Here is a 26,916-nt window from a genome sequence, read left to right on the forward strand (position 1 = left end):
ACGAGTGCTGCACGAGACCTCGGCTGTGGTGCTCGGGCTTCACCTGCCAGAGTTCCTTGATGCCGATACCGAACTTTTGCGGCTGGCGATCCCTCGACAGATCGAACTTGGCGATCAACTGCTTGGCGAGCGAACCGCGGACCCCCTCGCCGATCAGCACATACTTGCCTGTTAGCGCCATGCCGCGGGTGTAGTTCGGGCCGGGCTCGCCGTTCTTCTCGATGCCCATGTCGCCGGTGGCGACGCCAATGACGGCCCCCTCGTCGTTGTAGAGCACCTCGGTCGCGGCAAAGCCCGGATAGATCTCGACGCCGAGTTCTTCCGCCTTGGTGGCCAGCCAACGACAGACGTTGCCAAGCGAAACGATGTAGTTGCCGTGATTGCTCATCAGCGGCGGCATCATGAAATTCGGCAGGCGCACCGAGCCGGCCGGACCGAGCACCAGGAAGTGGTCGTCCTTCACCTCGGTCTTGAACGGATGGTCAGCCTCATCGCGCCAGCCAGGCAGCAGACGGTCGATGCCGATGGGATCGACAACGGCTCCCGACAGGATGTGCGCGCCGACCTCAGCCCCCTTCTCGAGCACGACGACCGACAGTACCGGATTGACCTGTTTCAGGCGGATCGCAGCCGACAATCCCGCAGGGCCGCCACCGACGATCACAACGTCGAATTCCATGCTTTCGCGCTCGGGCAGTTCAGTCGTATCGGTCATCACAACGCCGTCTGCAATTCCGGCAGTGCTTCGAAGAGATCGGCGACGAGACCGTAGTCGGCCACCTGGAAGATCGGGGCTTCCTCGTCCTTGTTGATGGCGACGATGACCTTGGAATCTTTCATGCCGGCGAGGTGCTGGATGGCACCCGAGATGCCGCAGGCGATGTAGAGATCAGGAGCGACGACCTTGCCGGTCTGGCCGACCTGCCAGTCGTTCGGGGCGTAGCCGGCATCGACGGCAGCGCGCGAGGCGCCGACGGCAGCACCGAGCCTGTCGGCAACCGGCAGGATGACTTCGTTGAACTTTTCGGCCGAGCCAAGCGCACGTCCCCCGGAGATGATGATCTTCGCCGAGGACAGTTCCGGACGGTCGGACGTGGACATCGCCTGGCTCACAAAGCTCGACAGGTGTTGATCGGCTACCGCTGCGACGCTTTCAACAGCGGTAGCCGATCCGCTTCCTTCGGCAGGTGCGAAGGAAGCCGTGCGCACGGTGATGACTCGTCTGGCGTCGGTCGCCTGCACCGTCTGAATGGCGTTGCCGGCATAGATCGGCCGCTTGAAGGTGTCTGCGGAGACGACCTCGATGATCTCGGAGACCTGGGCGACATCGAGCAGGGCTGCGACGCGCGGCATGACGTTCTTGCCGGTCGAGGTGGCGGCGGCGATGATCGTATCATAGCTTGCGGCCAGCGAAACGATCAGGGCGGCCAGCGGCTCGGCCAGATTGTTGGCAAGGCTTGCGTCCTCGGCAACCAGCACCCTGGAAACGCCCGAGAGCTTGGCAGCCTGTTCGGCCGCAGCCTTGGCGCCGGCGCCGGCGACAAGCACGGTGACGTCGCTTCCCTGTTCCTTGGCGATCTGTGTCGCCGCCGTCAGCGTCTTGGCGGTCTGGTCGGAAAGGTGGCTGCCGTCGTGATCAGCCAGAAGAAGAATGGCCATTGTAATATCTCCCTTTCTCGAACCTTTAGAGCACGCCGGCTTCGGTCTTCAGCTTTTCGACCAGCTCGGCGACCGACTTGACCTTGACGCCCGCCTTGCGGCCGGACGGTTCCTCGGTCTTCAGCACCTTCAGACGTGGCGCGGTGGAAACGCCGAAGTCGGCAGGGCTCTTCTTGTCGAGCGGCTTCTTCTTCGCCTTCATGATGTTCGGCAGCGAGGCGTAGCGCGGTTCGTTCAGACGCAGATCTGAAGTGACGACGGCCGGCAGCTTGACTTCGATCGTCTGCAGGCCGCCATCGACCTCGCGCGTCACCTGGGCCTTGCCCCCAGGGCCAGCAACGTCGATCTCGATCTTCGAGGCAAAGGTCGCCTGCGCCGTGCCGAGCAGGGCTGCGAGCATCTGGCCGGTCTGGTTCGAGTCGTCATCGATTGCCTGCTTGCCTGTTATGATCAGGCCCGGCTGTTCGGCGTCGACGACGCCCTTGAGGATCTTGGCAACGGCGAGCGGTTCGACTTGATCGTCGGTCTCCACCAGGATGGCGCGGTCGGCGCCCATGGCAAGCGCCGTGCGCAGCGTTTCTTCGGCCTTGGCCGGACCAATCGAGACGACGATCACCTCCTCGGCCTTGCCGGCTTCCTTCAGCCGCAGCGCCTCCTCGACCGAGATCTCGTCGAACGGGTTCATCGACATCTTCACATTCGAAAGTTCGACGCCTGTGCCATCCGGCTTCACGCGGATCTTCACGTTGTAATCAACCACCCGCTTGACGGGGACGAGAATTTTCATGGAACCGCTCCTGAGTTAACATACCGCGCGGAAGCGCTCGACAACGACGTCGAGGACCTCGTTCGGATCGCGCTTCCACCAGTTGTCTTTCGAAAATACTTCGACTTCGCAGACGCCGTTGTAGCCGGCTTCCTCGACCGCGTGCCTGATGCCGCGGAGGTCAGCGACGCCGTCGCCCATCATGCCTCTATCGAGCAGGATGTCTCTCGTCTCCGAAAGCCAATCGCAAAGATGAAAGCCATAAATCAGGTTCTCGCCCGCCCGTTTAAGCTGGGCGGCCAGATCAGTGTCCCACCAGACGTGATAAACGTCGATCGCGAGTCCGAGATTTGTCGCATTGACGGCATTGCATAGATCAACTGCATCCCGGACCGTGACCAGGCAAGATCGATCGCCACCATAGACCGGATGCAACGGCTCAAGAGCGAGTCTCACGCCCACCTTCTCGGCATATTCACACGCGTCCGCGACGCGTTCGGCGACAAGCTTGAGACTGTCGCGCATACCTTTTGTGCCGGGTTCGACGCCGCCCACGACAATGGTGAGGATTGGCGCGGTCAATCCCGCGGCCATGTCGATCGACGAGCGGAAGTCGTCGCGGATGGCGTCTTTATCTTTCGGAGCAAGCGGGCCCACCAGGAAAGGCGATCGGCAAAGTCCGGCGACCTTCAATCCTGCGGATTTCGCCCTCTCACCGATGGCGATCGCATTTACGCCAATCTCCCTCCGCCAGAACACCACGCCGCCATAGCCGCGGGCCGCGCAGCCATCAATCACCTGTTCCGGCGACCATCCTGCCCCGAAGCCGTCGAGATTGTGCCCGAGGGTGGCGGTGTTCAAAGCAAGCGCGGAGTGATCGTTTGAAAAATCACGCATTTCCGTCGGCTCCGTGAAGCGCCAGCAGCTGCTTGAAGCGATGAACAGCAAGCTCGGGATCGCGAAGTACCCCGCACTGGTCCGCAAGCTTGAAGACCTCTGCGAAATAGGGGAGCGGCCTCATGGCCTGATGCCCGTTCAACATGACGAAGTGGTTCTGGAAACCGTTCAGCCAAGCCAAGAATACGACGCCGGTCTTGTAGTACTGCGTCGGGCTACGGAAGATGGTTCTTGCGAGCGGCACCGTCGGGTCTAGCGTCCGGTGGAAGCCTTCCTTGTCACCGCCGGCAAGCTGCGACATTGCGAACGCAGCAGCGGAAGCAAGCGGATCGAAGATACCCAACAGTGCGTGCGAATATCCGACGTCATCGCCCGCAATGAGTTCCGGATAGTTAAAGTCGTCGCCCGTATACATCTTTACGCTCGGCGGTAGAAGCCGACGCATACGGATTTCCTTCTCCTTATCGAGAAGCGATATCTTGATGCCGTCAACCTTGCTCGCATTTTCAGAGATGATCTGGAGGCAGGTCTCCATTGCCTGTTCAAAGTCCTTACCACCCCAGTAGCCGGCAAGCGCGGGGTCGAACATTTCGCCCAACCAGTGAAGGATGACCGGCCTGTCGCAAAGCGCGAGCGCCTTCCGATACGCCGTCACGTAGTCGCGCGGACTCGCCGCCGTTGCTGCTAGCGCCCGACTTGCCATCAGGATGATGTCGCTTCCGGCATTCTGTACGGCTTCGATCTGGCTGGCGTAGGCACGGTCGACGTCCCCAAGCGAGCGCGTCTCCTTGGGATCGAGATGGTCCGTCCCGGCCCCGCTATAGACAAGGGCATCGGGTAGTTCGGACTTGGTACGACGAACAAGTTCCAGCGCTCCAGCCCAGTCAAGCCCCATTCCACGTTGAGCGGTATCCATCGCCTCGGCTATTCCGAGTCCCAAGCCGTGGAGATGATGACGAAACGCCAGTGTTGCCTCCCAGTCGACCGCTGCCGCGCTACCAGGGTTCGTCGATGCAAACGGGTCGGCAACCACATGCGCCGCGGAAAACACACGACGATTGAAAGATCGCGAGTAATCACCTGAGGGGAGCGGGTTGGCTACAAGCTGGTAGCTCTCGATACGTCCGGTTTCGTTGGGTATAGCAATGCGCATCGTTGTACCTTTCAGAATCTGGGGAGCAGGAGGCCAGCGTCGGCCGAAAGAACTTGGCCGGTCATGTAGGGCAACGCCCCGGTGGCCACGGTGCGGATGATAGTTCCGATGTCATCGGGCTGGCCGAGCCGCGGGAAAAGGGTCAGTCCCTCCTCGGCCCTGGTCCGGTAGCTGTCCTTCACGGCTGCAGTCATCTCGGTTTCGATCAGTCCCGGCTGGACGTCGAAGACCGCGATGCCTTCCTGCCCAAGACGAGCCGCGAACACTTTGGAAATCATTGCAGCCGCTGCTTTCGAAGCGCAGTACTCGCCGCGTTGGACCGCTACCGCTACCGCGTTCGAAGACGTCACATTGATGACGGAATAGAAGAGATGAGGCGAGCGCTTTGCATTGACGAGCGACTTCGCGAAGGCCTGTGTCAGAAAGAAGTGTGCCTTCGCGTTGACCGCCATGCAGCGATCGTAGCTCTCTTCGCTCACCTCAAGCAGATCACCTCTCGAGAGAACCCCTACCCCAGCATTGTTCACGAGCGTTGTCATCGGACCGAGGGCGTCGGTTGCGGTCCGCAACATCCACTCGTGCTTCGATAAATCGGAGACGTCTCCTGGAACGGCGACCGCCTTTGCGCCGTCGTCACTCAAAGCTTCCACAGCTCGAGCCAGTTCGTCATTCCGCCCGAAGTCATTGAGCGCCACCGAAAAGCCTGCAGTTGCCAGAGCCTTGGCAATCGCCAGTCCGATGCCACGCGCAGCGCCCGTGACAAGAGCGACTTGACTCGAAGTGTCCGCCATCACCGCGCACCGTTCTTAACGAGCTGCCGCGCGATAATCATGCGCTGGATCTGGTTTGTCCCTTCGTAGATCTGCGTGATCTTCGCGTCGCGGTAGAGTCTCTCGACCTCGAAGCCCCGAATATAGCCACTTCCGCCGAAGATCTGGACCGCGTCCGCAGTGCGAGCCACTGCCATATCCCCTGCGAAGCATTTGGCCATGGAGCATGCCTTGGTAGCGTCTTCACCTCGATCGATTTTGCTCGCTGCGCTATGGACCAAAAGGCGGGCCGCCTCGACATCCTTGGCCATGTCGGCAAGCAGCCACTGGACCCCCTGGAATTCGGCGATCGGCGAATTGAATTGCTTGCGCTGCACTGCGTAGTCGAGGGCGGCCTCCAGCCCTGCCTGACCGATACCCACTGCAAGTGAGGCAATGCCCACTCGGCCCTTGTCGAGAACGCTCATCATCATGTGAAATCCGCGTCCCTCCTCACCGAGAAGCGCGTCCCCGGGAAGCGAGACATTGTTGAAATTCAAGGCCCCGACCTGGCTCGCGCGCTGGCCCATCTTGTGTTCCTTGGGACCACGCTCGACGCCCTCCGCATTGAGATCGACTATGAAAATACTCATCCCCCGATGACCGGCATTTTTGTCGGTGCGGGCGAGAACGAATCCCACGTCAGCGACTGGGGCGTTGTGAATCCAGATCTTGCCCCCATTGAGCTTCCATCCGCTTCCGTCTCGCTCGGCAGATGTCCGCAGACCCGACAGATCGCTTCCCGCCTCCGGCTCGGTCAAGCAATAGGCGACCTTGGTGCGCATCGACATCACATCGGCCAACAATCGCTCCCGCTGCTCCTTCGTTCCGTGGCGGACGAGAAGTGTCGTGATCAATTCGACAAGTCCGCATTGGTCGGCGATGGAGGCGTAACCGCGCGAGAGTTCTTCCATAACCACCGAGTATGCAAGCGTGTCGAGACCGGGTCCGCCCATTTCTTCAGGCACACAGATCCCGAAAAGTCCGAGTTGCCCCATCTGCTCGTAAATCTCCGAGGGAAACCGCTCTTGCTCATCGAGCGCCTGGGCAACTGGGCGAATTACATCGTCCGCAAACTGGCGCGCAGTTTCTCGAACCTGCTCGTGAATCTCGGTCAGCAGCATGATAGTGTTCCTCATAACTATGTAACTGGTTAGTTACTGATTAACAAATAAACCAGCCTGCGTCAACGCGTTGGCTGGCAAACTTCTAGATTTCAGACGAGAGGTTCCAATCGAAAACGATGAACGGCTCTTCGAAGCCCCGGGCTTTCAACGTTTCATAGGCAGCGGCCGGGTTGGCAGGTGAAATTCTTCGGATCAGACCTGCGGCATGAATCCGATCGTCGGCCAGCCACGCGAGAATCTTCTCGAATCCGGAGAAGACACTCTGAGGGGTGTTGTTATACCCTTCGAGCAATTCTTCCCACTTGAACGACCTTGCCAGTATAGGCACTTCCCATTCCCAGCCACTTCTCAAGTGGACGAAATTGTTGAAGACAGCATGCAGGATATCGTGAGCGTGGATCTCCGTGAGACGTCTCCAAGGAACCCCCACCAGAACCACCTCGCCGTGAGGGCGGACGATCCTGCATCCGTCAAGCACAGCGCCTTCGTGACCGGAACAGTCGACCACAAGCGCTACCTTCCCCGCTATTTGCTCGTTGTCCAAAGGCATTGATGCATAGACGTTCCCGACGCCACCGGATTCGACCTGCCGCCGGCGAACCGGGTCTGGATCCACGACCGACACATCGTAGCCAGAAAGCCGGAAAAGCTGGGCGGCGAGATATCCGACGGGCCCGCCTCCGGCCACGACAACCCTGTCTCCAGGTCTCGCCTTTGTTGTCATCAACGTCGTCATCGAGACACCGGCGAGGCGGGCAAGCACCGCGATCTCCGCCGGCAGTTCTGGAGGCACCTTGAGAACATAATTGCAGTCGACCTGCTGCATGTTTTGATGAGGCCCCATGCAAAACAGCCGATCGCCGACCTCGATGCCAACCACCGCCGCCCCGAGTTCCTCAGCCTCAAAGATGGCGGCGTAACCCGGCCGGATTGGAAATGCCTCGCCGCCAAGCCAAGCAAACTCGGTCCCCGGACTGATCAGTGTAACCATAGTCCGCCCCCGGACCTCGGTAGGCTTGAGTGCCGGCAACTCCACGGATTCGAGGTGGGCCTGGTTCTTCCCGGTAAAAACAATTCCCTTTGCCATCTTCTCGTTCCTAATTCGCGTCCAGAGAATCGCCGGTCTCGCTGTCAAAAAAGTGCAGACTGATAGGATCGAAGGCGAGCCCGATGGAGCTATCGACTACGGCCCCATCCGGCGGCACGACCTTCAGCCGCGCGACTTTTTCAGTCGAGCGGCGACCACAATTTCGGCCCACCGTCCCTCGCGTAGCCAAGCGGGCCATCCATGCTGACGATCTCAAGGAACAGTCCCCACGGCGCACGCAGGTAGAGCCATGTAAGGCCAGCCATTGGACCGGATTCGACGAACGTGGGCCCCTCCAGCAGGTCGACACCCTTCGCGCGAAGGCGGTCCGCCGCTGCCTTCGCGTCGTCGACCTGAAACGCGATGTGAAAGCCGCCTGGCTGGCTGTTGCGCTTCGGTTCCACGCTGCCGTCATCGCCCGAGTACTGGAAGATTTCGAGGTTGCTGCCGTTGCCCACGCGCAGGACCTTAATATTCTCGATGCGGCAATTACCCGGCACTCCGAGCCGACGCTTCATGTATTCGTCGTCGGCTTCAATCTTACCGGTCTCAAGAGCGGTGACCGCGCCGAATATTGTTTCGAAGAACTCCACTGCCTCGTCCATGTCGGGAACTGTGAAGCCAAAATGCTCTATTCCGAAGATTTTCATGGTACCTCCCGCGCGGCGCAACGCCGTGCAAATGCTCGATTATTCGAACTGCAATTATGTATCTAGTTAGTGCGTTACATAGAGCTTATATTTCCCCGCTGTCAATCCGCGCAACCGCGCGATCTGCACAAAGTATGTTGTTATTTCAGTTGCTTGCAGTCAGATCTGGAAGCTCTACAGACGCGCGTTTACTCCGCGCCACCATCCCTTCGGACGCACGTCTCGATCATTGGTTTTTTGGTCCGCGACTACCTAGCCAGACGGACGCGATCGTTTCTTTCATGTTCGAAGATTGCTGGCGGCAATGCCGGCAGTCCGCGGACAAGGTCTGATGCCTTCTCGCCAATCATGATTGTCGGAGCATTCGTGTTCGAAGAGTTGATGAGAGGCATTATGGACGAGTCGCACACACGAAGACCTTCCAGTCCGTGAACCTTCAGTTCCGGTGATACGACCGCCATCGGGTCGCGTCCCATCTTGCACGCGCCTGCCGGATGATGATCGGTCTTTGCCACGCGGCAGGCGAAGTCCACCAGTTCCTGTTCGCCTGAAACGACTGAACCGGGAAGTGCCTCACGCAGAAGGAATGGCTTCAATGCCGGAGCACTCATGATCTCCCGCGCCATCTCAAGTCCGCGAAGCGACATCTCCCTATCATAAGGATCCGCCCAGTAGTTTGGGTCGATAAGAGGAGCCTCTGCTATGTCCGCGCTACGGAGTCTGACCGTTCCGCGCGAGCGAGGTCGCATGAACGCTGAGTTAAGCGTGACGCCTGGATTATCGAGTTTTGCGATCCCCTTTTCAATTCCAGACCCCTGGCCGAAGTGAAATTGGATGTCCGGCGAACGGGCGTCAGGATCTGCGTACCAGAAGCCTCCCGTCTCGAAGAGCGAGGATGCAACAGGCCCCGCGCGAAAGAGCAGGTATTGCAGGCCCGCGACAACGGTTCTGTCAAGTCGCTGGACCGTGTCGTAGCTGAAGTCTCCGGAGCATTCGGAGATCACGCTCAGGTCAAGATGGTCCTGGAGGTTTTCCCCGACACCCTTTAGATCGTGCCGAACCTCGATGCCAATGTTCCGCAGGTGATCCGCGGGGCCTATGCCGGAGAGCAGAAGAAGACGCGGTGATCCTATTCCTCCCGAGGTTACAAGCACCTCTCGATCCGCGCGAACGATCGCCTTCTTGTTCCGACGACGATCTACCAGCTCGACACCGATCGCCCGCCCTTTCTCTATGACCACGCGCGACACTTCCGTTGACGTCATGACGGTTAGGTTCGGTCTGGTCATCGCTGGACGAAGGAACGCCGAAGCCGCTGACGAACGCGCCACGTCTTTCTGCGTCAACTGGTAGAAGCCGACTCCTTCCTGCTTGCGCCCATTGAAGTCATGATTGTAGGGGATGCCACACTGCTGCGCCGCGCGAATGAATGCGTCGCATATTGGTAGCGCCGCACGGGGCATGGACACACCAAGCGGCCCCTCGCTTCCGTGGAAGTCGTCGTGAAAGCGCTCATTTCCCTCCGCCCTTTTGAAATAGGGCAGCACATCGCGGTAACTCCACCCTGCGCAATCAGCCTCGTCGTTCCACCCGTCGAAATCGCGGGCATTGCCGCGCGTGTAGATCTGCGCGTTGATGGTTGATCCCCCGCCGATCACCTTGGCCTGCGTATACCAGAGCACTCGCCCCTGCATGTGCTTCTGCGGCACGGTGGACCAACCCCAGCTGGCTATCCCTTTCGTCATTTTCGCGAATCCAGCCGGCATGCGGAAGAAGGGATGACTGTCTCGTCCTCCCGCCTCGAGCAGCAGCACTGAAACGTCGCGGTCTTCGGTGAGTCTATTCGCCAGCACGCACCCCGCAGGTCCCGCTCCGGTGATGATGTAGTCGTAATTAAGCAAGATCTCCCCTCCAAAGTCTTGTCACCCGTCGCCGGATCTGCAATGTAACTAACTACATGGTGCATTAGCAAGGAGGAAGCTCATGAATCCCGGAACCAAGGTAAAATTTGGAAGGACTAGCCTCGAAGTCACTTCATTCGCTTTCGGCGCAGCGCCCATCGGGAATTTCGCACGTCCGATCGATGAGGCGACCTCCGATGGGATGGTGCAACTGGCGTGGGATGCGGGCGTTCGGTATTACGACACAGCCCCGATGTACGGGCACGGCTTGTCTGAGCTTCGGTGCGGCCACTCGCTCCGCTGGAAGGATCGCGATCAATTCGTGCTTTCCACGAAGGTCGGTCGCCTCCTGAAGCCCAGAAAGCGGCGCGAGATCGACTTCTCTCCGTGGAGCAACGCCGCACCCAACGAGATGGTATTCGACTACACCTACGATGGAGCAATGCGTTCATTCGAAGATTCACTTCAGCGCCTCGCGCTGGAGCGGATCGATATCTGCTTCATCCACGACATTGATGTGTTCACACGCGGATCCGAGCAGCCCGACGTGTTCAAGGCGGCGATGGATGGAACCTGGAAGGCGCTATCAAGGCTTCGGGACGAGGGTGTGGTCGGTGCAATTGGTGTGGGCGTGAATGAGTGGGAAGTCTGTTACGAGGCATTGCAGCAGCGCGACTTCGACTGCTTCCTTCTGGCGGGGCGCTATACGCTCCTGGAACAGGAATCGCTCGATAAATTCCTGCCCCTTTGCGAAGAACGAGGCGCTGCCGTGGTGATCGGTGGCGGCTTCAATTCCGGCATTCTCGCAACGGGGGCGATCGAAGGCGCGAAGTACAACTACGTTCCGGCCTCTCCCGAAATTCTTGATCGCGTCAGCCGTATCGAGAAGGTGTGCAAGGAGTACTCCATTCCCCTTCCCGCCGCAGCCATGCAATTCGTCGTCGCCCATCCGGCGATCCCGTCCTTTATCGCGGGAACCCGAACGGTTGAACAGCTGCGGAAAAACCTTGAGTGGTTTAGCCACCCGATACCTGGCGAATTCTGGAAGGAGCTGAAGCGGCAAGGACTGCTTCGGGAGGACGCGCCTGTTCCGATCGCGTAGGGGCAGACGGCAAGAACAGCGAATGGGCCGGATCGAAAATCCGGCCCATTCTTTTAGGCCCTATCTCCAATGAGAATTGCTCGGAAGTCGTTCACATTCGTCCCTGTCGGACCAGGGGCAAAGAGATCACCCACCAAAGAAAACGCGGTCCAGGAGTCGTTGTCGGCAAGAAGCGAAGCGGGATCAAATCCACACTGGCGTATTCGGGCGGTCGTCGTTCCATCCGCGAATGCCCCGGCGTTGTTCTCACTGCCATCGATCCCGTCGGTATCTGCCGCGAAAGCATGAATGCTGTCGTTGCCTGCAATGCCCAAGGCCACCGAAAGAAGGAACTCCGTGTTGCGGCCGCCCTTTCCGCTACCCTTCAGCGTGACAGTCGTCTCGCCTCCCGACAAAAGCACTACAGGACGCTTGAACGGTCTATCGTTAATGGCGACCTCCCTTGCAAGCGCAGAGTGTACGTGACCGACCTCGCGAGCCTCCCCCTCGATGGAGTCTGACAGGATTGCTGCCCGAATTCCAAGGTTCTCCGCAACACGGGCAGCAGCCTCCAAGGAACGCCCCGCCGACGCCACGACATGGACCTCGTTCCGGCCGAATGCGGGATTATCCGGTCGCGGCGCATCTGCCTTTTCATCGTGGAGGTGGGCCAATATTCTTTCGGGAAGGGAGATCCGATGCTGATTGATTGCTGCAAGTGCATCTTCACGAGTAGTATCGTCAGGCACGGTCGGGCCAGAGGCGACAAACGCGGCGTTGTCGCCAGGAATGTCTGACACGACGAGTGTAACCACCTTTGCCGGGTAAGATGTCTGTGCAAGACGACCGCCCTTTATCCGTGAGAAGTGTTTCCGGATAGAGTTCATCGCTGAAATGGGAGCACCGGACGCGAGAAGCGCCCGGTTCAGCGCGATTTCGTCATCAAGCACAAATCCGGTCGGAGGAGCCGGCAGCAGCGCCGACCCGCCACCACAGATGAGGGCGACGACCAGATCGTCCTCGGTGAGACCCTCGACCGCAGCGAGCAGTCGTCCTGCGGCCCGCAAACCAGCCTCGTCGGGCAACGGGTGTGATGCTTCCAGAACTTCTATGCGCTCGCAGGGAACCGCGTATCCGTAACGTGTCACCACAACGCCTTCGAGGGGGCCGTTCCAGTTCTTTTCAAACGCCCTCGCTAGTTGGGCCGCACCTTTTCCCGCCCCGACGACGATTGTTCGGCCTTTCGGCTGTGCCGGCATGAAATTCAAGAGCGCTTGCTCCGGGTCCGCCGCAGCGATCGCCGCGTCGAAAAGCGCCGTTAGAAAGGCGCGCTTGTCGAGATCCATGTCATGAGTCCTTGAACCGCGCCTTGCGCTTTTCGGTGAATGCCGAAACACCCTCCTTCAGATCATCCGTAAAGGCGACACACATACCTGCGACCGTATCCAGCACACGGGGGCCCTCCTCTTCCTCGGCGGCATTGATAAGCATCTTGACGATCTCGGTCGCAAGAGGAGCGCGGGACCTTACGGAAGTCAGCACGTCCCTGGCCTTCGTCATGCCATCGCCCTTCGGGACAAGGATTTCGACGAGTCCCGACGCCAGGGCCTGCTCTGCGTTCAGGACCTCACCGAACAATGCCATGCGGCGTATCACTGCCGATCCGAAACGTCGCACCGCCCGTTGCGTGCCCGACCATCCGGGAATAACTCCAAGCCCCGCCTCAGGCAGACCAAACTTGACATGCGCCTCCGCAATGCGAAGGTCGGCTGCGGCCGCAAGTTCCAGCCCGCCTCCGAATGTATGGCCATTGAGCACCGCAACGACAGGCACCCGCAGACGCGCCACGGCATCAAACGCATCGTGACCGCGTCGGATCCAGTCACGACCGAACTGCTGGGGCGTCAGCGCGCCCCAGGCCTTGATGTCGCCTCCGGCAGAGAATGTCTTTTCGCCCTCGCCCGTGATTACGAGTGCCCTCACCGAGGTGTTACCCTCGATCTCCCTGCACGCCAGGTAGATCTGCTCCACCGCCATAGCGTCTATGGCGTTCAGGCTCTCCTTATGCCGGATGGTCATCACGGCAATGTCTTCCTCGTATTCGAGGAATATCCTCCGGGACGCCTCTTCCATCATGCGGCATCCAGTTTCCGCTGCGGGACGGCAGCTGGATGGGGAAGAAAGAGCTCAGGGTCCATGATCCTGAGGTTCGGCGAGATGCGTAGCGGGGTCTCGGCCTGGTCAAGAATGTGTGTCTGAAGGTCGACCCCCGGAGCTATCTCCGTCACCACCAGTCCGTCGGCAGTCAACTTGATAACGCAGCGCTCCGTCACGTAGGTGACGTCCTGTCCCTGCGCGATAGCCCGCTTGCCGGAGAAGGAAACCTGCTCCACCTTGTCGACGATCTTCGCAATTTTGCCTTCGCGATCGATGACGAGCTTTCCGTCAGCGATGGAGAGTTTTGCGGCAGCGTTGAAATAACCGGAAAACACTATCTTCTTGGCACGAGAGGTGATGTCTACGAAGCCACCCGCGCCGGCAGTCACGTGCGGCCTTGCCGAAAGCTTCGAGACGTTCACGGAGCCATCCTTGTCAATCTGCAGGAAGGACAGAAGTGAAGCATCAAATCCCGCCGCCTGGAAATACGCGAACTGATGAGGAGACGCGACGAACGCTTCGGCATTCGACGAGCAGCCGAACTTGAAGTCGAGCAACGGGATTCCGCCTACAGCCCCCTGCTCGATAACCCAGGTGACATCGCCGTGACGTCCTTCTTCCAGAAGAATGCGAGGAACGTTCGCCGATATCCCGAAACCGATGTTGACTGCCCAGCCACCCTGAAGTTCGCGCGCCACTCGGCGGGCAATCACTTTCGCAACGTCGAACTCGGGGATACGGAAGCTGTCGAGAGGCCGAAACAATTCACCCGAAATCGCCGGGTCATACGATGTCGCCGTTGTTTGCAGTTGCTCCGGTGCCTCTACGATGTAGTCAACCAGGATGCCCGGCACGCGAACGTCATGCGGCTTCAATGATCCAGCCTTCGCGATACGCTTTACCTGGGCGATGACGATCCCGCCGCCATTGTGCCCGGCGAGCGCCAGTTCCATCGCGCCGAGATAGGCACCCTCGTGCTCGAATGTCAGGTTACCGCGCTCATCGGCTGTGCTTGCCCGAATGATCGCTACATCCGGACGGATCGCCGGGAAATACAGCCAATCCTCCCCCGCGAAATTCTGGCGGAATACGATCGGCTCCTCCTTGGCTGCATCGTTCATTGCGCAGCCTTCGTTTTCCGGATCAACGAAGGTCTCCATCCCGACCTTCGTAAGGACCCCTGGTCGCATCGCTGCGCCCTCGCGGAGAATATCAAACAGCACGCCACTCGGAACGTTGTATGCCGCGATTTCGTTGCGTCCAAGCATCTGCCAGATCAGCGGCGGCTCCGCGGACGACGGACCGGAAGGGTACGATCCGCCGATGATCTTCTTGATCAGTCCCGGCTGCGCCAGGTGATCCACTCCTTTGGTGCCGAACATGTCACCGGCGGCGATCGGATGGATGGTCGTGAGGCCGCGGGGCGCGCCCTCGCCACGGTAGCGTTCGCCAATTGCTGCCAGCACCTCATCAGGGCAGCAGAGACCGCTCGAGGAGTTCACCGCGACGATGGCGTCGTTCTTGATTAGTGCCGCGACTTCCGCAGCGGTTTTCACCTTGGACATGTGTTTCCTTCCCGACCGTTGCAAGTAACTGGTTAGTGCGTTATAGGTGTTCATGCAATGAAGCGCAAGCTAGAAAAAACAATGTGTTCCGGCATGTTTTGCAACTCCGGAATTGCCAAACTTTTTCTGAGACTTATCGTGTGGAGGAGAGAAAATGTCTGTTTGCTTCAAGCCTGGATTCGAGCGTTCGTTCGGAACTTACCCCCTCAATGGGAAGGAGTTGGAGGACGCATTCGCGGCAGCCTATGAAATCGGATACCGGGCGTTCGATACCGCCCAGATGTACGGCAACGAAGCAGATCTCGGAAACGCGATCCGGGCTGCGAACGTCTCCCCCACGGAATTGCTCCTCACCACGAAAGTACATCCGGACAACTACCCGGAGGACCGCTTTCTGAAATCAGTCGAAACCAGTCTGAAGGCCCTTGGGGTTTCGCAGGCTGACGTCCTTCTTCTCCACTGGCCGGACCCGGCCGGAAGCAATCGCCCTGTGTTGTCTCTCCTTCGCGAAGCGAAGCGCCACGGACTGGCAAAAGAGATTGGTGTTTCCAATTTTACGGCCGCGATGATGCACGAAGCTCACTCCGTGCTCGACGGAGAAATCGCGATCAACCAGGTCGAATTCCACCCGCTCCTCGATCAATCAATCCTCCTCGAGGCATCGTATCGCACGGGCATTCCACTGGCGTCGTTTTCGTCGGTCGCCAGAGGTGAGATCTTCAGATATCCCGAATTTGGCCAGATCGGCGAATCCTACGGAAAGACGGCGGCTCAGGTCGCGCTCAGATGGATTCTGCAGAAGGGAGTGGCAATCAACACGATGTCGACCAAGCCCGAGAACATCAAAGCCAATTTCGAGGTCATGGACTTCATCCTCAGCAGCGTCGATATGCGACGCATCGATGCTCTGACGGCAATCAACTACAGATGCGTGGACAAAACCAAGGTTCCGTGGGCACCCGAATGGGACACATCCGAAGCGTAAAAATCCGGATGGGATACGACGTCCAAGGATAGTGAAGACGAGCGCCTAGTGCGCAATCGTCTTCACAATCAGCCAGCGGTAACTCTTCGCCACCAGCTTTCGCTGCAGCGGACACCAATTTCAGATTTTACTCGTGGGGAACGCCGAAGTCGGATTGTCGACGAGAAGGAAGCGCGAGTGTAGCTATTCGAAAATGGATCAAGACAAAGATAGCAACGACCGGTGTCTGATCAGCTATGGCCGAAGTAGCGACCCTCTGCATCACAGATGGGTCGCCTCTCGGCAGGCGTCTTTCGTGCTTAGCGGTTGCCCTTTATGAAATCGGAAGCGCGTTCCGCGATCATGATCGTCGGGGCGTTCGTATTCGAGCCAACCAAGGATGGCATCACCGAACTGTCGCAAATTCGGATTCCCTCCAGGCCGTGAATGCGAAGCTTTGGATCCACAACCGACATCTCGTCCGTGCCCATCCTGCATGTGCAGGTGGGATGATAGGACGTTCTTCCAAATTTGCGCGCATAGTCTTCGAAATCTGCCTGCGTTCGAACGTTCGGGTCCGGAAAATGGATCGTCTTCACGTATTTCTGAAGCGATGCCTGCCGCATGATTTCGCAACTTATTTTCACGCCTTCCACCGAGATCCTGAGGTCATCCGGATCTGAGAGGAAGTTGGGATCCACGAGCGGCAAATCGCGGGGATCAGATGACCTCAGCGTAACTGTTCCCCTCGACTTCGGTCTTAGAGTGTAACTGTTGAGGGTCACGCCCGAGGTTCCCTTCGGAACCGATGGAACGCCTGCCTCTGCTCCCGCTCCGGCGAGGAAATGGAACTGGAGGTCCGGCCGCGTCTCCGACTTGTCGCCGTACCAGAACGCGCCGCCTTCGACGACATTGGAAGTCACGGGGCCGGAGTTGAACAGCGCGTATTGAAGCCCTGCCCATAGCATCCAACGGAGCTCGTTATACTTGTCGAGGCTCTCGCGGTTCCTGATCTCCGCCACGATATCGACACCGTAGTGATCGGTAAGGTTCTGGCCAACCCCACCCAGATCCTGGATGATCGGAATGCCCAGCGATCGAAGATGCGCTGCCGGACCTACCCCAGAATGCATAAGCAACTTCGGCGTTCCGATCGCCCCCGCCGTGACGACGACCTCGGTCGCGGCGCCAGCATGGAGTTTTTTTCCGCCGACGACATAATCGATCCCGACCGCCCTGGCGCCCTCGAACACCACCCGAAGCACCAGCGCACCGGTGACAAGTGTAAGGTTTGGCCGTCCAAGAACAGGCTTCAGGTATCCTACCGCGGCCGAGCAGCGTCGATTGTTGCGGGTCGTTAGCTGGTAGATGCCCGCTCCTTCCTGACGCTCTCCGTTGAAATCCGGATTATAGGGGATGCCGTACTCCTGACAGCTCTTCGCGAAGGCTTTGGTGAGTGGGTTGGGGTCAGGAATATTCGAGACTCCCAGCGGCCCCTCGGTACCATGAAGAGCTCCGGAATAGACGGTGTTGCCTTCGGCTCGAAGGAAGTATTTCTGGACCTCTTTGAAGCCCCATCCTTCGGCTCCTTCTTGCTCCCACCGATCGTAGTCGCTTGGATGACCCCGCGTATATACCTCGGCGTTAATCGAGGAGCCGCCGCCCAGCACCTTCGCTTGGGCATAGGGTATTACGCGGTTCATGGCGTACTTCTGTGGAACAGTTTCGAGGCCCCAGGTCAGCGGCCCGGTCGTCATCTTTGCAAAGCCGACGGGCATGTGTATCAGCGGGTTCTTATCGCGGTCGCCAGCTTCGATGAGGCACACCCGCGCCGCCGGGTCCTCGGACAGGCGAGCTGCGAGCACGCAGCCTGCCGATCCGCCGCCGACGATGACATAGTCAAACGAATTGATCATCACACGATCCAGGGCTGGCGTTTGCCGATGTCGACGTGAACCGACTTTATCTGGGTGTATTCCTCAACGCCGTAGATGCCGGCTTCACGACCCCATCCGGACTGCTTGAATCCCCCGAGCGGCATTTCCGGCCCACCCGCCATGATAGTGTTCACCCAGAAACGTCCTGCCCGAACGCGACGCGTGACTGACAGCGCCTTGCTGACGTCGGATGTCCATAGGCTCGCTGCCAGGCCGTACACCGTGTCGTTCGCCAGTTGCACCGCCTCGTCGACCGTCTCGAAGCTAAAGCTCGACAATACGGGACCGAAAATCTCGTCGGTTGCGATCTCCATGTCGCGACGAACCCCAGTGAATAGGGTCGGCTGAATGTACTGGCCACCGTCATGCTCCATTTTCGAACCGCCCACAAGAACTCGCGCTCCAGCCGACTTGCCCTTTTCGATGTAATCGAGGATCGTTCTGTTCTGTGCCTCCGTCGTGATCGCACCGACCTGAGTAGCCGGATCGAGCGGGTCCCCAACGACGATTTTTTTCATCTTCGACGCCAAGAGCTCCTCGAACTGCTGGGCGACCTTGGCTTCGACGATCAGTCGGCTCGATGAAACGCAGCACTGTCCGGTATTGAAAGAAATGCCAAAGGCGGCAGCGTCCGCCGCCGCTTCAAGGTCGGCGTCGGCGAACACGATAATCGGGTTCTTGCCGCCGAGTTCCAATCCGAGCTTTTTGAAGTTGGAGTCGGCTGCGGCATGCACGCAGGCACGGCCTACGGCAGTCGATCCGGTGAACGACACCATGTCGATATCAGGATGTTCGGTAATCGCCTGCCCGATGGTGCGCCCGGACCCGGTGACGACGTTGTAGACGCCGCGCGGCAGCCCGGCTTCGACGAGAATCTCCGCGAGCAGCAACGTCGTGACGCTGGTGACCTCGGAAGGCTTCACGACGAGCGTGCATCCGGACGCGAGAATGAACGGAACGCGTTCGCACAGGATCAGGAAAGGAAAATTCCATGGCGTTATCAATCCAACGACGCCGATCGGCTCGCGCAGGACCATGCCGAACAGGTTCTTTCCGAGATTGTTGAAGCTGTCGCCGTGCAATGCGCGCGCAGCTCCAGCCGCTGTCTCGAAACACGCAATGCAGTGATCGATTTCACCGAGTGCCTGCGAGATCGGCTTGCCGTTCTCGAGCGTTTCCCAATAAGCCACCTCATCGCGTCGGCGCTTCAGAATTTCTGCGACACGCAAGAGGACGCCAGCTCGTTCCGCCCCGGAAAGGTCAGACCAGGAGCCATTTTCGAAGGCTGCCCTTGCAGCGGCAACGGCTGCGTTCAGATCCTCGACCGTGCAACGGGAGGTTCGAGAGACGGGCACACCATGACCTGGGGAGACTCGCTCGAAGTGGTCGCTACCCTGCCTCCATTGACCATCGACAAAAAAGCCGAAAGTCTTGGGTTGTTCGGGAAGGCGAAGCATTGGTGAGAGCTGATCCATGTGATCCTCCATTTAATCGGTTTCAGCAAGTCAACGCCGTTCAAGCGGCGGTGACCGATGGGGTCTCACGACACCCGCAACTGGGTTTTCAGATCGTTCGATCTTTTTGGCAGGCTCTCGAAAGCTTCCTGGATTTCCGCAAGCGGGAAGACCGCACCAGTGAAAGCCTTCACGTCGAAGCGTTGATGGGTCAGCAGTTTCAAGGCCTGATACATGTCTTCGCCCATCGCGGCGACCGAGCCCTTCAGGCCGTTCTCGTGGAGCACCGTTCCAAGGATCGGTAGGTCGACGGTATCCTGGGGGCCCGTGATACCGAAGAATGACACGTGTCCACCCTTCCTGATGAGATCGAAGGCCGTGGAGTAGAGTCTTGCATTCCCCACGCTCTCGATAACGAAATCCGCACCCACACCGTCCGTCGCGGCGAGAACCGCATCCTTGAGCTTGGCGGGATCCGTTACGATCACATCGGCTCCGGCTGCCAATGCTGCCTCGCAACGGGATGTGGACAGATCAAAAACGATGATCGGTGCAGCGCCGACCAACCGCATCATTTGAACATGAAGATTGCCGATGGGCCCTGCTCCGAGGACGACAACGGAATCGCCGACACCTATTCCGGCCTTCTTCGCGGCGCGCACAACGCACCCGACGGGTTCGGTGAGGGCCAGGACTTCAGGAGCTACCTCTGCGGGAGCGGGAATAACGAGACGCGCTGGAACGGCTACGTACTCAGCAAACGCACCGTCTCGCCCGATTCCAATCTGGGAGACTTCAGCGCAGTTCAATACCTCGTTCCGCCGGCACCAGTAGCAGTTACCACAGCCGATGTTTATGTCGGCCACGACGGTTGTGCCGACGCTCAAGTGCGTGACGTCACTTCCGACAGCATCTATCGTCCCGCAGAATTCGTGCCCGGGTATCAGGGGCAACGCATCGGCGGCGTATCTCCCGTGGAACATGTGAATATCGGTGCCGCAAATCCCGATCTGAGAAACCTTGACAAGTACGTCATTCGGTCCGATCCGGGGGATGGCGACCTGCTTTACCTCGAACTTTCCGGGCTCGACGAGTACCGCCGCCGTCATGGTTCTTTGCGCATTCATCTCATTTCACCGTCTTCAGTTTGGAGCGGTCAATCGTCAGCGCAATTGCCACGATGAGAACAAGGCCGAACAACATCTGCTGCTGCGTTGCTTCGATGCCGAAGTACAACATGGATGCCCTGATGACCGCGACAATCATTGCGCCAATCGCAGTGTTCAGCACACCTCCCACGCCACCAGTCAGCGGCGTTCCTCCAACGAGGACAGCCACAATTGCCGGAAGCAGGAAACCATTGGCGATAGTCGGCGCTCCACCTGAGAGCTTCACGGCGAAGAGAAGGCCGGCGATGGCTGCGAGTGCACCGGAGATTGCGAACGCCAAAATCTTGTAGAAACCGACATCGACACCGGACGCTGCCGCCGCGGGCTCGCCTGCGCCGATCGCCTTGAACACACGTCCGAGACGGGTCCGACGTTCAATAAAGAGGCAAATCAAAAGCAGTCCTGCCGCTATGAAGAGTTCGTTCGGGATGATACCGACATGCCCAATCATCCATCCGAATACCTCGTCCCGCTGGGCGGCGTCCATGTTGAGGGCGCGCTGGCCGGAGAGCCATTGAGCGACGGAGAAGGCAACGCCGCCCACCGCGAGCGTCGAAATGAACGATGGAACAAAGAGCCTGGTGGTTGCGTATCCCGACACCATTCCAAGAAGAAATCCGCAGGCGATACAGAGCACGGCCACCCACGGGCCCATACTGGCGAGGTAAACGGATGCGATGACCGTCACCATGTTCGCCATTGATTGGGCAGAGAGATCTATCCCCCCAATGTAGATAGCGAACGTCAATCCCAATGCCATAATGAACAGCGGTACGATATCGCTGGCCAGCTCAAGCAGATTTGTAAGCTTGAGAAAATCCGGGTTCGGAATCCCTACGATCGCCGTCAGTGCAAGCAGCGTAATCCAGGGAAGATGGGTTTTGAGTTTGTAGAGGTCCATGGTTCCCTCAAATCATGTAGTGGAGAAGGTCATAAAGGGTCGGCTTCGATCCAGGCGTATATTCGAACCGCTTGGTGACCTTACCGTCTTTGACGACAACTATGGTGTGAGCCAGACCGATGGCTTCCTCGAGCGTGTCGGCGACAAGGACGATGCCGACGCCCAAAGCGGACATGTCACGCACCATCTCGTAGACGTCTTCCTTTGCGCCGATGTCCAGTCCACGGGTGGGATGGTCTAGCAGCATGATGTCCGATCCGCCGGACCGCCACTTGGCCAGGACTACCTTCTGTTGGTTGCCACCCGAGAGATTGCCGCAGTCCGCGTATTCGGAGTGCGCCTTGATCGAAAGTTTGCGTATCCAGTCCCGCGCGAGGGCGCGTTCCTCGCCGATACGCATGACGCCAGCGTTCGAGCGCCGCCCGAGTTGGGAAAGGGTCATGTTCTCGTAGACGTTCATGCCGGCGACGATTCCTTCGATCTTTCGCTCGCGCGGCACGTAGCCAAGGCCCCGTGCGACGGCCTTCATTGGATTGAAGCGGGAAATTGATCGTCCTTTGATTTTGAGTTGTCCCTTGGTCGGCGACACCATTCCGTAGATCGCGCGCATGATGCCTTCGCGGCCGGATCCCTCCGTACCCACGAGGCAGACAACCTCACCCGCATGTACCTTGAGCGATACATCCCGGACCTTGCCGGGCAAGGACACGTTATCGAGTTCGACAAGCACCTTCGAAGCGTCGTAGGCCGTCTGTCGGGTCTCTCGATAATATTCGCGGTCAATGCTTCGACCCACCATCTTGTGCTGGATCGCGTCAACATCCGCTTTTCCGCTTTCGACGACGTCGACCACCTGACCGTCCTTCATGACGTAGACACGGTTGCTAAGTTCCATCACCTCATCCATGCGGTGTGAGACGAATATGAACGATGCTCGTGTGGTCAGTTCACGCACAAGCTTGAAGAGGAGCTGCACTTCGTCCTGGCTGAGAACGGAGGTCGGTTCATCGAGAAGAATAATGAGATCGCCCTTCACGCGCTCTTCGAGCGTCAGGACCTTGGCCAGTTCGACCAACTGCCGTTGTGCGAACGAGAGTTTCGACGTCACGGTCGCCGGGTCGATATCCAGCTTCACCTTCGCGAGTTGAAACTTCGCAGCGGCCGCCATCGCCCGCCAGTTTACGACACCCGCACGAGTGAACTGGCCTTCGTAACCGAGAAAGATGTTCTCCATCACAGACAGGTTGGTGATCAGCGACTGCTCCTGAAACACCATCCCCACTCCATGCTCCATGGCCTGGCGGGGATTGGCAAACCGGACAGACTTTCCGTTGATGGTGATCTGCCCGGAATCGGGCTGATAAGCGCCGTAGATCACCTTCATGAGGCTCGACTTGCCTGCGCCGTTCTCGCCCACCAAACCAACGATTTCGCCGCGTCCAATTTCGAAATTCACCGTCTTCAGCGCGTGTACGCCGGGGAACTTTTTGTCGACTGCTTTGAGCTGAAACATCGCCGGCCTCACTTCACAAAGGAAATCGAAAGACGGTCGGTGGAAAGCACCACCGATAGGATGACCAGTGCACCGAGGACACCCTGTTGCATGAAGTCCGGAAGGCCGATGACGACCATGCCGTTGTTGATCACGCCGACAATCAGCACACCGACGAGAGCGTTCCAAACGCCGCCGATACCACCCCAAAGCGCAACCCCGCCGACCACCACCGAGGTGATGGAAACAAACATGAAGTTTGCGCCGGAAATCGACTCAGCCTGCCCGATACGACCGACGACCAGGATCGCGGCGAGTGCGTAGAAGATGCCCGCGAGGCCAAATCCGAGCACCCTGACCTTCGCAACATTGACGCCGGACGCGTGTGCGAGATCCTCGCCACCCCCAACCGCATAGAAGTTCCTGCCAAGGATCGTGTAACGCTGAATGAACCATGCGACCAGCAATCCGAGGACGGCGACATAGACCATCAGCGGGAAACCGAGAAAGCGGAATGTCAGGAGACTACGGAACGCCGGATCGGATACCTTCACTATATCCCCACCTGTCAGGAGAATGCCCGCTCCGGTTCCAATGAAGCCCATCGCGAGGCTGGCCATAAAGGATGGTATTCGAAGCTTCACATGGACCAGACCATTCAGAATTCCGACCAGCCCACCGATTAGAAGCGTAGCCGGAATCGCAAGCCAACCGATCCAGTTCAATGTCTCACCGAGGCCGAGGAACATGTAGGCAAAGAGGACTGCGGCCAGAGTGACAGCGCCCTCCATCGAAAGGTCGATTGACCCCATGACGATAATGAACGTCACGCCGACGGCAACCATCAGAGCGGGCGCTGACGCCACGGCAATTCTGGAGAAGTTCCGGACTGAGAGGAACGTTGGGTTGATGACGGTGAACAGTATCACCAGTGCAAGCAGCACCAGAAATGGAGCCCACTTGATAAGATTCTCACGCGACACCGACGTCATCGGACCGCTCCTCCCTTACTTGTATGCGATGGCCTCGGGCGGGCGCGATCCGTCGAGGTCGCGCCCGCCCAATCCAATTAGTTGCTGTACTTGATCTGACCCTTGGTCGGCGACCAGTAGTCCTTCCAGTCATAGGCAGGGGTCGCATCCATGTACTTCGCCTTGAATTCCGCTGCATCCTTGCTGGAAATCAGGATTGTCGGTCCGTAGAACTCGCGATGTTCCTTGGGCTCTTCCGAAGGCTTGAACGCGCCTGTCGCAGCGTAGTAAGCAAGCGCTGCGGAAACGCCGCCACCCCAGTATGGATTGGTGAAGACGGTGGCGAGAAGCTTGCCATCCATGACCAGTTTGACGGCTTCGGGATTGCCATCGTACGCGACGATCGGCATGTCCTCGATACCCTCCGCGCGCAACGCCTCGATGACGCCATAGGCAATGTTGTCGTTCGCGCAATGTACGCCCTTGATCTTGTCTCCATAGCGCGTCAGGAACGACGACATCAGCGCAGCGCCCTTCTGCGTATCCCAATCCGCCGGCTGGGCGTCGAGGATTTCGATCTTCGGGAATTCGGCGGCGGCCTTCTTCAATCCTGCCAGGCGCTCAATTGCCGGGTTATTCGCGGCGATACCTCCCAAGTGAACGACGCCGCCTTCGCCGCCCATGGCTTCAAAGAGGATACGGGCCGTCTGGGCGGCGGGCTCAACGTCCGACCAAGTCATGTGGCTGACGTAACTGTCGCCAAAATCCCAGGGGTGAAGGTCGTCCGTCTTGTTCCAGATGGTCGAGACATATCCTCCAGCCGCCTTCACCGCTTCCACGACCGGTCGAGCGTTCGGGCTGTCATTGGCGTCGCAGGCAATGGCGCAATTTCCATTGTTCTTGGCCAGGAAAGCCTTGATATCGGCGAGCGACTTCTCGGACGAACCCTCGTTGATGAGGCTGACGAGGTCGCCTTTCTGCTTGCCGATCGACTCAGCGAAGGCTTCTCCGCCGGACACGATCGCATTCCAGTAAGCGGACGCGCGGTCGCGGTAGCTCCATGCGATCGCCGGGTCTTTCAGGGCAGCCTGCGCAACGCCGCGCTGGCCGACACCCGGCACGAACATCGCACCCATTCCAACTGCGGACGCCAGCATGAAGTTTCGACGCGAAATCGTCTCCCGCTCGATGAAGTCCTTGATAAAGGTCGACATGACTCTCTCCTCCCGTTTAGCCAAAAAACATGCGCCTAGGAACGCATCCATGTACCGCTCGGGGCGGTTCTGGAGCGTGTGCCTTATCGTAGAAACGCACTAACCAGTTACTTGGTTATGGCATCGTTCGTCAAGTGCAAACTGTTGACCTACGTCCACTTTCATGCACCAACCAGTTCGTGTATATTGAAATGCACGATTTGCTAGAATTTGCTTGGAGACGACCTTTGGATTCGAAAGTACGGACTAAATCAGCCAAGCCACCGCGCGACGCTGAGGCAACGAAGGCCAGAATACTGGAGGCCGCGAAAAAGGAATTCGCAAAGAACGGACTGGCCGGCGCCCGGGTGGACGTGATCGCTGAGCGATCGCTCAACAACAAGCGCATGATGTATCACTACTTCGAAGGTAAAGATCACCTTTTCCAAATGGTTCTTGAACAGGCGTACGTCGACATACGCACGGCCGAACAGAAACTAAACCTGGAAAGTCTCCCGCCGAAGGAGGCGCTTGAGGCCTTTGTGCGGTTTACCTGGGCGTATTATCTGAAACACCCCGAATTCATCACCCTGGTCAACAGTGCCAACCTTCACAGGGCGAAGCACCTCAAGGGCTCGGAGGTGGTCAAGGTCACCAATCGCAAGCTTGTCAGCCTGGTCGGCGGCATCCTCGCCAGGGGCGTAGAGGCCGGCGTTTTCCGGGATGGCATAGACCCCGTTCAGCTCAACATCACGATCGCGGCGATCGGATATTACTACCTCACAAACCGCTTCACAGGCTCCATTATTTTCGAACGCGACCTTATGGACAAGGATGCGCTAGATGATCGCCTCAACTTCAATATCGAGACGATCATGCGCATGGTGTGCGCGTAGCCTACTCCCAGGCGAGGCCCACACATCGAAGCGCCTCCTGCGCACAGGCGACATCCTCGAAGTCCTGTGCGCCGGACACTCCGATCCCGCCGACGATACTACCCTCGAATTTGACGGGAACGCCGCCGCCCCAGACTAGGAGCCGATCGCGGTTTGCGATGCCGAGCCGCAGTGAAGGGCTCTGATCCATCCTGTCGAAAAAGGCCGCCGTTGATCGTCTCATCGTCGCAGCTGTGAACGCCTTGTCCTCGGCAAACGTGAGGGTCTGGGAGGAAACCCCGTCCATACGCGCCGAGGCTACTGTCGCTCCGGCGGCGTCCACAACGCAGACAGCAATCTTCCATTCTTTCGTCGCAGCAAACTCGAATGCCGACGACACCAATTCCAGGGCAGTCGCCGTGTTTACGTGCGAAACCGTAACGATCATGCGGATTCCTTCCTCAAGGTGAACCTTCAAACTCTCTAACTAGATAGTTACTTTCTATGAGATCGACTTCGTTCGGTCAATCGCTTCAATCGGCAGTCGGCACCTTCAGAAGCGGCCCGCCTTGCGGACTACATGAGACCAAATTCCGATGCCTCCGCGACGGCATGCGTTCTGTTCTTGCATCTAGCTTCTTCACGGCAGTTTGCATGTACGAGTTGACGGTATGGGGCGAGAGGCTAGGTATCAGGCCGATTTCCACTGAGCCCTTGCCCTGGGCAGAAAATTTCAGACATTCGATCTCCCGCTCCGTCAAATGTTCGGTCTTCATAACGACCCAGCTTCGCGAATACTGGTCGATTGCCTGAACTGTGCGCCGGAGCAAAAGGCATATAAGGGGAGTTTCCGAAGGTGTTCACGCGCTTCCAAAAGCGCGAAGTATCTGGTCTCCCGTGCGTCGCGAAGTGCAAGCAGCGAACCGTGCCAGGTCGCAGCCTGCAATCTGTTTGTCCTCGTCGAACAAAGACCTGCCATTCACGACCAGAAGAGCCGATATCCAGTTGCAGTCCTGACAGGCTCTCAGCTCTCGGCGACGCCCTTTCCGCCGTGCGATCCACAATGTTTGAACCGCAGCTGCGCTGAAGCCTGCGCGCTTTCCAGTTG

At 58.6% G+C, this 26,916-nt stretch carries 25 protein-coding genes; 3 read left to right on the forward strand and 22 right to left on the reverse strand.

Translation table 11 applies throughout. The annotated features are described in order from the left end of the window. The 10 genes from IB248_RS23385 to IB248_RS23430 form a co-directional block, all read right to left on the reverse strand. On the reverse strand, positions 1-715 hold a 715-nt coding region (locus IB248_RS23385; protein WP_192241707.1), incomplete at its 3' end, for an NAD(P)/FAD-dependent oxidoreductase. Next, the gene (locus tag IB248_RS23390) at positions 715-1,659 is read right to left on the reverse strand and encodes an electron transfer flavoprotein subunit alpha/FixB family protein (protein ID WP_192241708.1); all 945 of its coding nucleotides are present in this window, start codon (positions 1,657-1,659) and stop codon (positions 715-717) included. The genes IB248_RS23390 and IB248_RS23385, both read right to left, overlap by 1 nt. A 25-nt stretch (positions 1,660-1,684) precedes the next feature. Continuing rightward, positions 1,685-2,446, reverse strand: a complete 762-nt coding sequence (locus IB248_RS23395; protein WP_192241709.1) for an electron transfer flavoprotein subunit beta/FixA family protein — start codon at positions 2,444-2,446, stop codon at positions 1,685-1,687. Positions 2,447-2,461: 15 nt separating this feature from the next. After that, positions 2,462-3,322, reverse strand: a complete 861-nt coding sequence (locus tag IB248_RS23400; protein WP_192241710.1) for a sugar phosphate isomerase/epimerase family protein — start codon at positions 3,320-3,322, stop codon at positions 2,462-2,464. After that, a complete protein-coding gene (locus IB248_RS23405) occupies positions 3,315-4,475 on the reverse strand; it encodes a dihydrodipicolinate synthase family protein (protein ID WP_192241711.1) in 1,161 nt (386 codons plus the stop codon). Before IB248_RS23405 ends, IB248_RS23400 begins: the two co-directional genes overlap by 8 nt. Positions 4,476-4,486: 11 nt before the next feature. Beyond that, a complete protein-coding gene (locus tag IB248_RS23410; protein ID WP_192241712.1) occupies positions 4,487-5,266 on the reverse strand; it encodes a 3-ketoacyl-ACP reductase in 780 nt (259 codons plus the stop codon). Next, the gene (locus IB248_RS23415; protein ID WP_192241713.1) at positions 5,266-6,408 is read right to left on the reverse strand and encodes an acyl-CoA dehydrogenase family protein; all 1,143 of its coding nucleotides are present in this window, start codon (positions 6,406-6,408) and stop codon (positions 5,266-5,268) included. Before IB248_RS23415 ends, IB248_RS23410 begins: the two co-directional genes overlap by 1 nt. An 85-nt stretch (positions 6,409-6,493) precedes the next feature. Further along, a complete protein-coding gene (locus IB248_RS23420) occupies positions 6,494-7,546 on the reverse strand; it encodes a zinc-binding dehydrogenase (RefSeq protein WP_246779286.1) in 1,053 nt (350 codons plus the stop codon). A gap of 92 nt (positions 7,547-7,638) precedes the next feature. Beyond that, the gene (locus IB248_RS23425) at positions 7,639-8,148 is read right to left on the reverse strand and encodes a VOC family protein (RefSeq protein WP_192241714.1); all 510 of its coding nucleotides are present in this window, start codon (positions 8,146-8,148) and stop codon (positions 7,639-7,641) included. A gap of 248 nt (positions 8,149-8,396) precedes the next feature. Then, positions 8,397-10,049 carry a GMC family oxidoreductase N-terminal domain-containing protein gene (locus tag IB248_RS23430; protein WP_192241715.1) on the reverse strand — a complete coding sequence of 551 codons (1,653 nt, stop codon included), beginning with the start codon at positions 10,047-10,049 and terminating at the stop codon, positions 8,397-8,399. A gap of 82 nt (positions 10,050-10,131) precedes the next feature. Between IB248_RS23430 and IB248_RS23435 the strand changes: the two genes are divergently transcribed. Continuing rightward, a complete protein-coding gene (locus IB248_RS23435) occupies positions 10,132-11,151 on the forward strand; it encodes an aldo/keto reductase (protein ID WP_192241716.1) in 1,020 nt (339 codons plus the stop codon). Between the two features lie 53 nt (positions 11,152-11,204). Here the strand turns inward: IB248_RS23435 and IB248_RS23440 are convergent, their stop codons facing one another. The 3 genes from IB248_RS23440 to IB248_RS23450 are packed head-to-tail and all read right to left on the reverse strand — an operon-like array spanning position 11,205 to position 14,852. Further along, a complete protein-coding gene (locus IB248_RS23440) occupies positions 11,205-12,476 on the reverse strand; it encodes a glycerate kinase (protein WP_192241717.1) in 1,272 nt (423 codons plus the stop codon). A gap of 1 nt (position 12,477) precedes the next feature. Beyond that, positions 12,478-13,266, reverse strand: coding sequence for an enoyl-CoA hydratase/isomerase family protein (locus tag IB248_RS23445; protein ID WP_246779287.1), 789 nt, complete (start codon positions 13,264-13,266; stop codon positions 12,478-12,480). After that, a complete protein-coding gene (locus IB248_RS23450; RefSeq protein WP_192241718.1) occupies positions 13,263-14,852 on the reverse strand; it encodes an acyl CoA:acetate/3-ketoacid CoA transferase in 1,590 nt (529 codons plus the stop codon). The genes IB248_RS23445 and IB248_RS23450 overlap by 4 nt, the downstream gene beginning before the upstream one ends. 154 nt (positions 14,853-15,006) lie before the next feature. On the opposite strand from IB248_RS23450, the gene IB248_RS23455 reads away from it, so the two are divergent. Beyond that, positions 15,007-15,837: an aldo/keto reductase gene (locus IB248_RS23455; RefSeq protein WP_192241719.1), complete on the forward strand. Its 831-nt coding sequence runs from the start codon at positions 15,007-15,009 to the stop codon at positions 15,835-15,837. A 299-nt stretch (positions 15,838-16,136) separates the two neighbouring features. Here IB248_RS23455 and IB248_RS23460 read toward each other — a convergent pair whose 3' ends face one another. From IB248_RS23460 to IB248_RS23490, 7 genes are all read right to left on the reverse strand, one after another. Further along, the gene (locus IB248_RS23460) at positions 16,137-17,732 is read right to left on the reverse strand and encodes a GMC family oxidoreductase N-terminal domain-containing protein (RefSeq protein ID WP_192241720.1); all 1,596 of its coding nucleotides are present in this window, start codon (positions 17,730-17,732) and stop codon (positions 16,137-16,139) included. Beyond that, positions 17,732-19,228 (reverse strand): aldehyde dehydrogenase family protein, encoded by a 1,497-nt coding sequence (locus IB248_RS23465; RefSeq protein WP_192241721.1) that lies wholly within the window; start codon positions 19,226-19,228, stop codon positions 17,732-17,734. Before IB248_RS23465 ends, IB248_RS23460 begins: the two co-directional genes overlap by 1 nt. A gap of 65 nt (positions 19,229-19,293) precedes the next feature. After that, positions 19,294-20,334, reverse strand: coding sequence for an alcohol dehydrogenase catalytic domain-containing protein (locus IB248_RS23470; protein WP_348648617.1), 1,041 nt, complete (start codon positions 20,332-20,334; stop codon positions 19,294-19,296). A gap of 1 nt (position 20,335) precedes the next feature. Further along, positions 20,336-21,277, reverse strand: a complete 942-nt coding sequence (locus IB248_RS23475) for an ABC transporter permease (protein ID WP_192241722.1) — start codon at positions 21,275-21,277, stop codon at positions 20,336-20,338. Positions 21,278-21,284: 7 nt separating this feature from the next. Continuing rightward, entirely contained in the window at positions 21,285-22,790 is a 1,506-nt protein-coding gene (locus IB248_RS23480; RefSeq protein WP_192241723.1) for a sugar ABC transporter ATP-binding protein, read from the reverse strand. A gap of 8 nt (positions 22,791-22,798) precedes the next feature. Further along, the gene (locus IB248_RS23485; RefSeq protein WP_192241724.1) at positions 22,799-23,761 is read right to left on the reverse strand and encodes an ABC transporter permease; all 963 of its coding nucleotides are present in this window, start codon (positions 23,759-23,761) and stop codon (positions 22,799-22,801) included. Positions 23,762-23,838: 77 nt separating this feature from the next. Next, positions 23,839-24,954, reverse strand: coding sequence for a sugar ABC transporter substrate-binding protein (locus IB248_RS23490; protein ID WP_192241725.1), 1,116 nt, complete (start codon positions 24,952-24,954; stop codon positions 23,839-23,841). 191 nt (positions 24,955-25,145) lie between these two features. On the opposite strand from IB248_RS23490, the gene IB248_RS23495 reads away from it, so the two are divergent. After that, positions 25,146-25,829, forward strand: a complete 684-nt coding sequence (locus IB248_RS23495) for a TetR family transcriptional regulator (RefSeq protein ID WP_192241766.1) — start codon at positions 25,146-25,148, stop codon at positions 25,827-25,829. A 1-nt stretch (position 25,830) separates the two neighbouring features. Here IB248_RS23495 and IB248_RS23500 read toward each other — a convergent pair whose 3' ends face one another. Continuing rightward, positions 25,831-26,256 carry a heme-binding protein gene (locus IB248_RS23500; RefSeq protein ID WP_192241726.1) on the reverse strand — a complete coding sequence of 142 codons (426 nt, stop codon included), beginning with the start codon at positions 26,254-26,256 and terminating at the stop codon, positions 25,831-25,833. A gap of 85 nt (positions 26,257-26,341) precedes the next feature. Then, positions 26,342-26,584: a helix-turn-helix transcriptional regulator gene (locus IB248_RS23505; protein WP_192241727.1), complete on the reverse strand. Its 243-nt coding sequence runs from the start codon at positions 26,582-26,584 to the stop codon at positions 26,342-26,344. Positions 26,585-26,916 lie beyond the last annotated feature (332 nt).

This window comes from Rhizobium sp. RHZ01, from assembly GCF_014851595.1.
GTDB classification, from domain to species: Bacteria; Pseudomonadota; Alphaproteobacteria; order Rhizobiales; family Rhizobiaceae; genus Rhizobium; species Rhizobium altiplani.

Excerpts from the sequence above, each read along its gene's own strand:
- IB248_RS23450 (WP_192241718.1), bottom strand. The coding sequence starts at position 14,852 with ATGTCCAAGGTGAAAACCGCTGCGGAAGTCGCGGCACTAATCAAGAAC.
- IB248_RS23415 (WP_192241713.1), bottom strand. The coding sequence starts at position 6,408 with ATGCTGCTGACCGAGATTCACGAGCAGGTTCGAGAAACTGCGCGCCAG.
- IB248_RS23445 (WP_246779287.1), bottom strand. The coding sequence starts at position 13,266 with ATGATGGAAGAGGCGTCCCGGAGGATATTCCTCGAATACGAGGAAGAC.
- IB248_RS23500 (WP_192241726.1), bottom strand. The coding sequence starts at position 26,256 with ATGATCGTTACGGTTTCGCACGTAAACACGGCGACTGCCCTGGAATTG.
- IB248_RS23470 (WP_348648617.1), bottom strand. The coding sequence starts at position 20,334 with ATGAATGCGCAAAGAACCATGACGGCGGCGGTACTCGTCGAGCCCGGA.
- IB248_RS23460 (WP_192241720.1), bottom strand. The coding sequence starts at position 17,732 with ATGATCAATTCGTTTGACTATGTCATCGTCGGCGGCGGATCGGCAGGC.
- IB248_RS23425 (WP_192241714.1), bottom strand. The coding sequence starts at position 8,148 with ATGAAAATCTTCGGAATAGAGCATTTTGGCTTCACAGTTCCCGACATG.
- IB248_RS23485 (WP_192241724.1), bottom strand. The coding sequence starts at position 23,761 with ATGACGTCGGTGTCGCGTGAGAATCTTATCAAGTGGGCTCCATTTCTG.
- IB248_RS23405 (WP_192241711.1), bottom strand. The coding sequence starts at position 4,475 with ATGCGCATTGCTATACCCAACGAAACCGGACGTATCGAGAGCTACCAG.
- IB248_RS23475 (WP_192241722.1), bottom strand. The coding sequence starts at position 21,277 with ATGGACCTCTACAAACTCAAAACCCATCTTCCCTGGATTACGCTGCTT.
- IB248_RS23395 (WP_192241709.1), bottom strand. The coding sequence starts at position 2,446 with ATGAAAATTCTCGTCCCCGTCAAGCGGGTGGTTGATTACAACGTGAAG.
- IB248_RS23440 (WP_192241717.1), bottom strand. The coding sequence starts at position 12,476 with ATGGATCTCGACAAGCGCGCCTTTCTAACGGCGCTTTTCGACGCGGCG.
- IB248_RS23400 (WP_192241710.1), bottom strand. The coding sequence starts at position 3,322 with ATGCGTGATTTTTCAAACGATCACTCCGCGCTTGCTTTGAACACCGCC.
- IB248_RS23455 (WP_192241719.1), top strand. The coding sequence starts at position 15,007 with ATGTCTGTTTGCTTCAAGCCTGGATTCGAGCGTTCGTTCGGAACTTAC.
- IB248_RS23505 (WP_192241727.1), bottom strand. The coding sequence starts at position 26,584 with ATGAAGACCGAACATTTGACGGAGCGGGAGATCGAATGTCTGAAATTT.
- IB248_RS23495 (WP_192241766.1), top strand. The coding sequence starts at position 25,146 with ATGCACGATTTGCTAGAATTTGCTTGGAGACGACCTTTGGATTCGAAA.
- IB248_RS23435 (WP_192241716.1), top strand. The coding sequence starts at position 10,132 with ATGAATCCCGGAACCAAGGTAAAATTTGGAAGGACTAGCCTCGAAGTC.
- IB248_RS23490 (WP_192241725.1), bottom strand. The coding sequence starts at position 24,954 with ATGTCGACCTTTATCAAGGACTTCATCGAGCGGGAGACGATTTCGCGT.
- IB248_RS23390 (WP_192241708.1), bottom strand. The coding sequence starts at position 1,659 with ATGGCCATTCTTCTTCTGGCTGATCACGACGGCAGCCACCTTTCCGAC.
- IB248_RS23465 (WP_192241721.1), bottom strand. The coding sequence starts at position 19,228 with ATGGATCAGCTCTCACCAATGCTTCGCCTTCCCGAACAACCCAAGACT.
- IB248_RS23480 (WP_192241723.1), bottom strand. The coding sequence starts at position 22,790 with ATGTTTCAGCTCAAAGCAGTCGACAAAAAGTTCCCCGGCGTACACGCG.
- IB248_RS23410 (WP_192241712.1), bottom strand. The coding sequence starts at position 5,266 with ATGGCGGACACTTCGAGTCAAGTCGCTCTTGTCACGGGCGCTGCGCGT.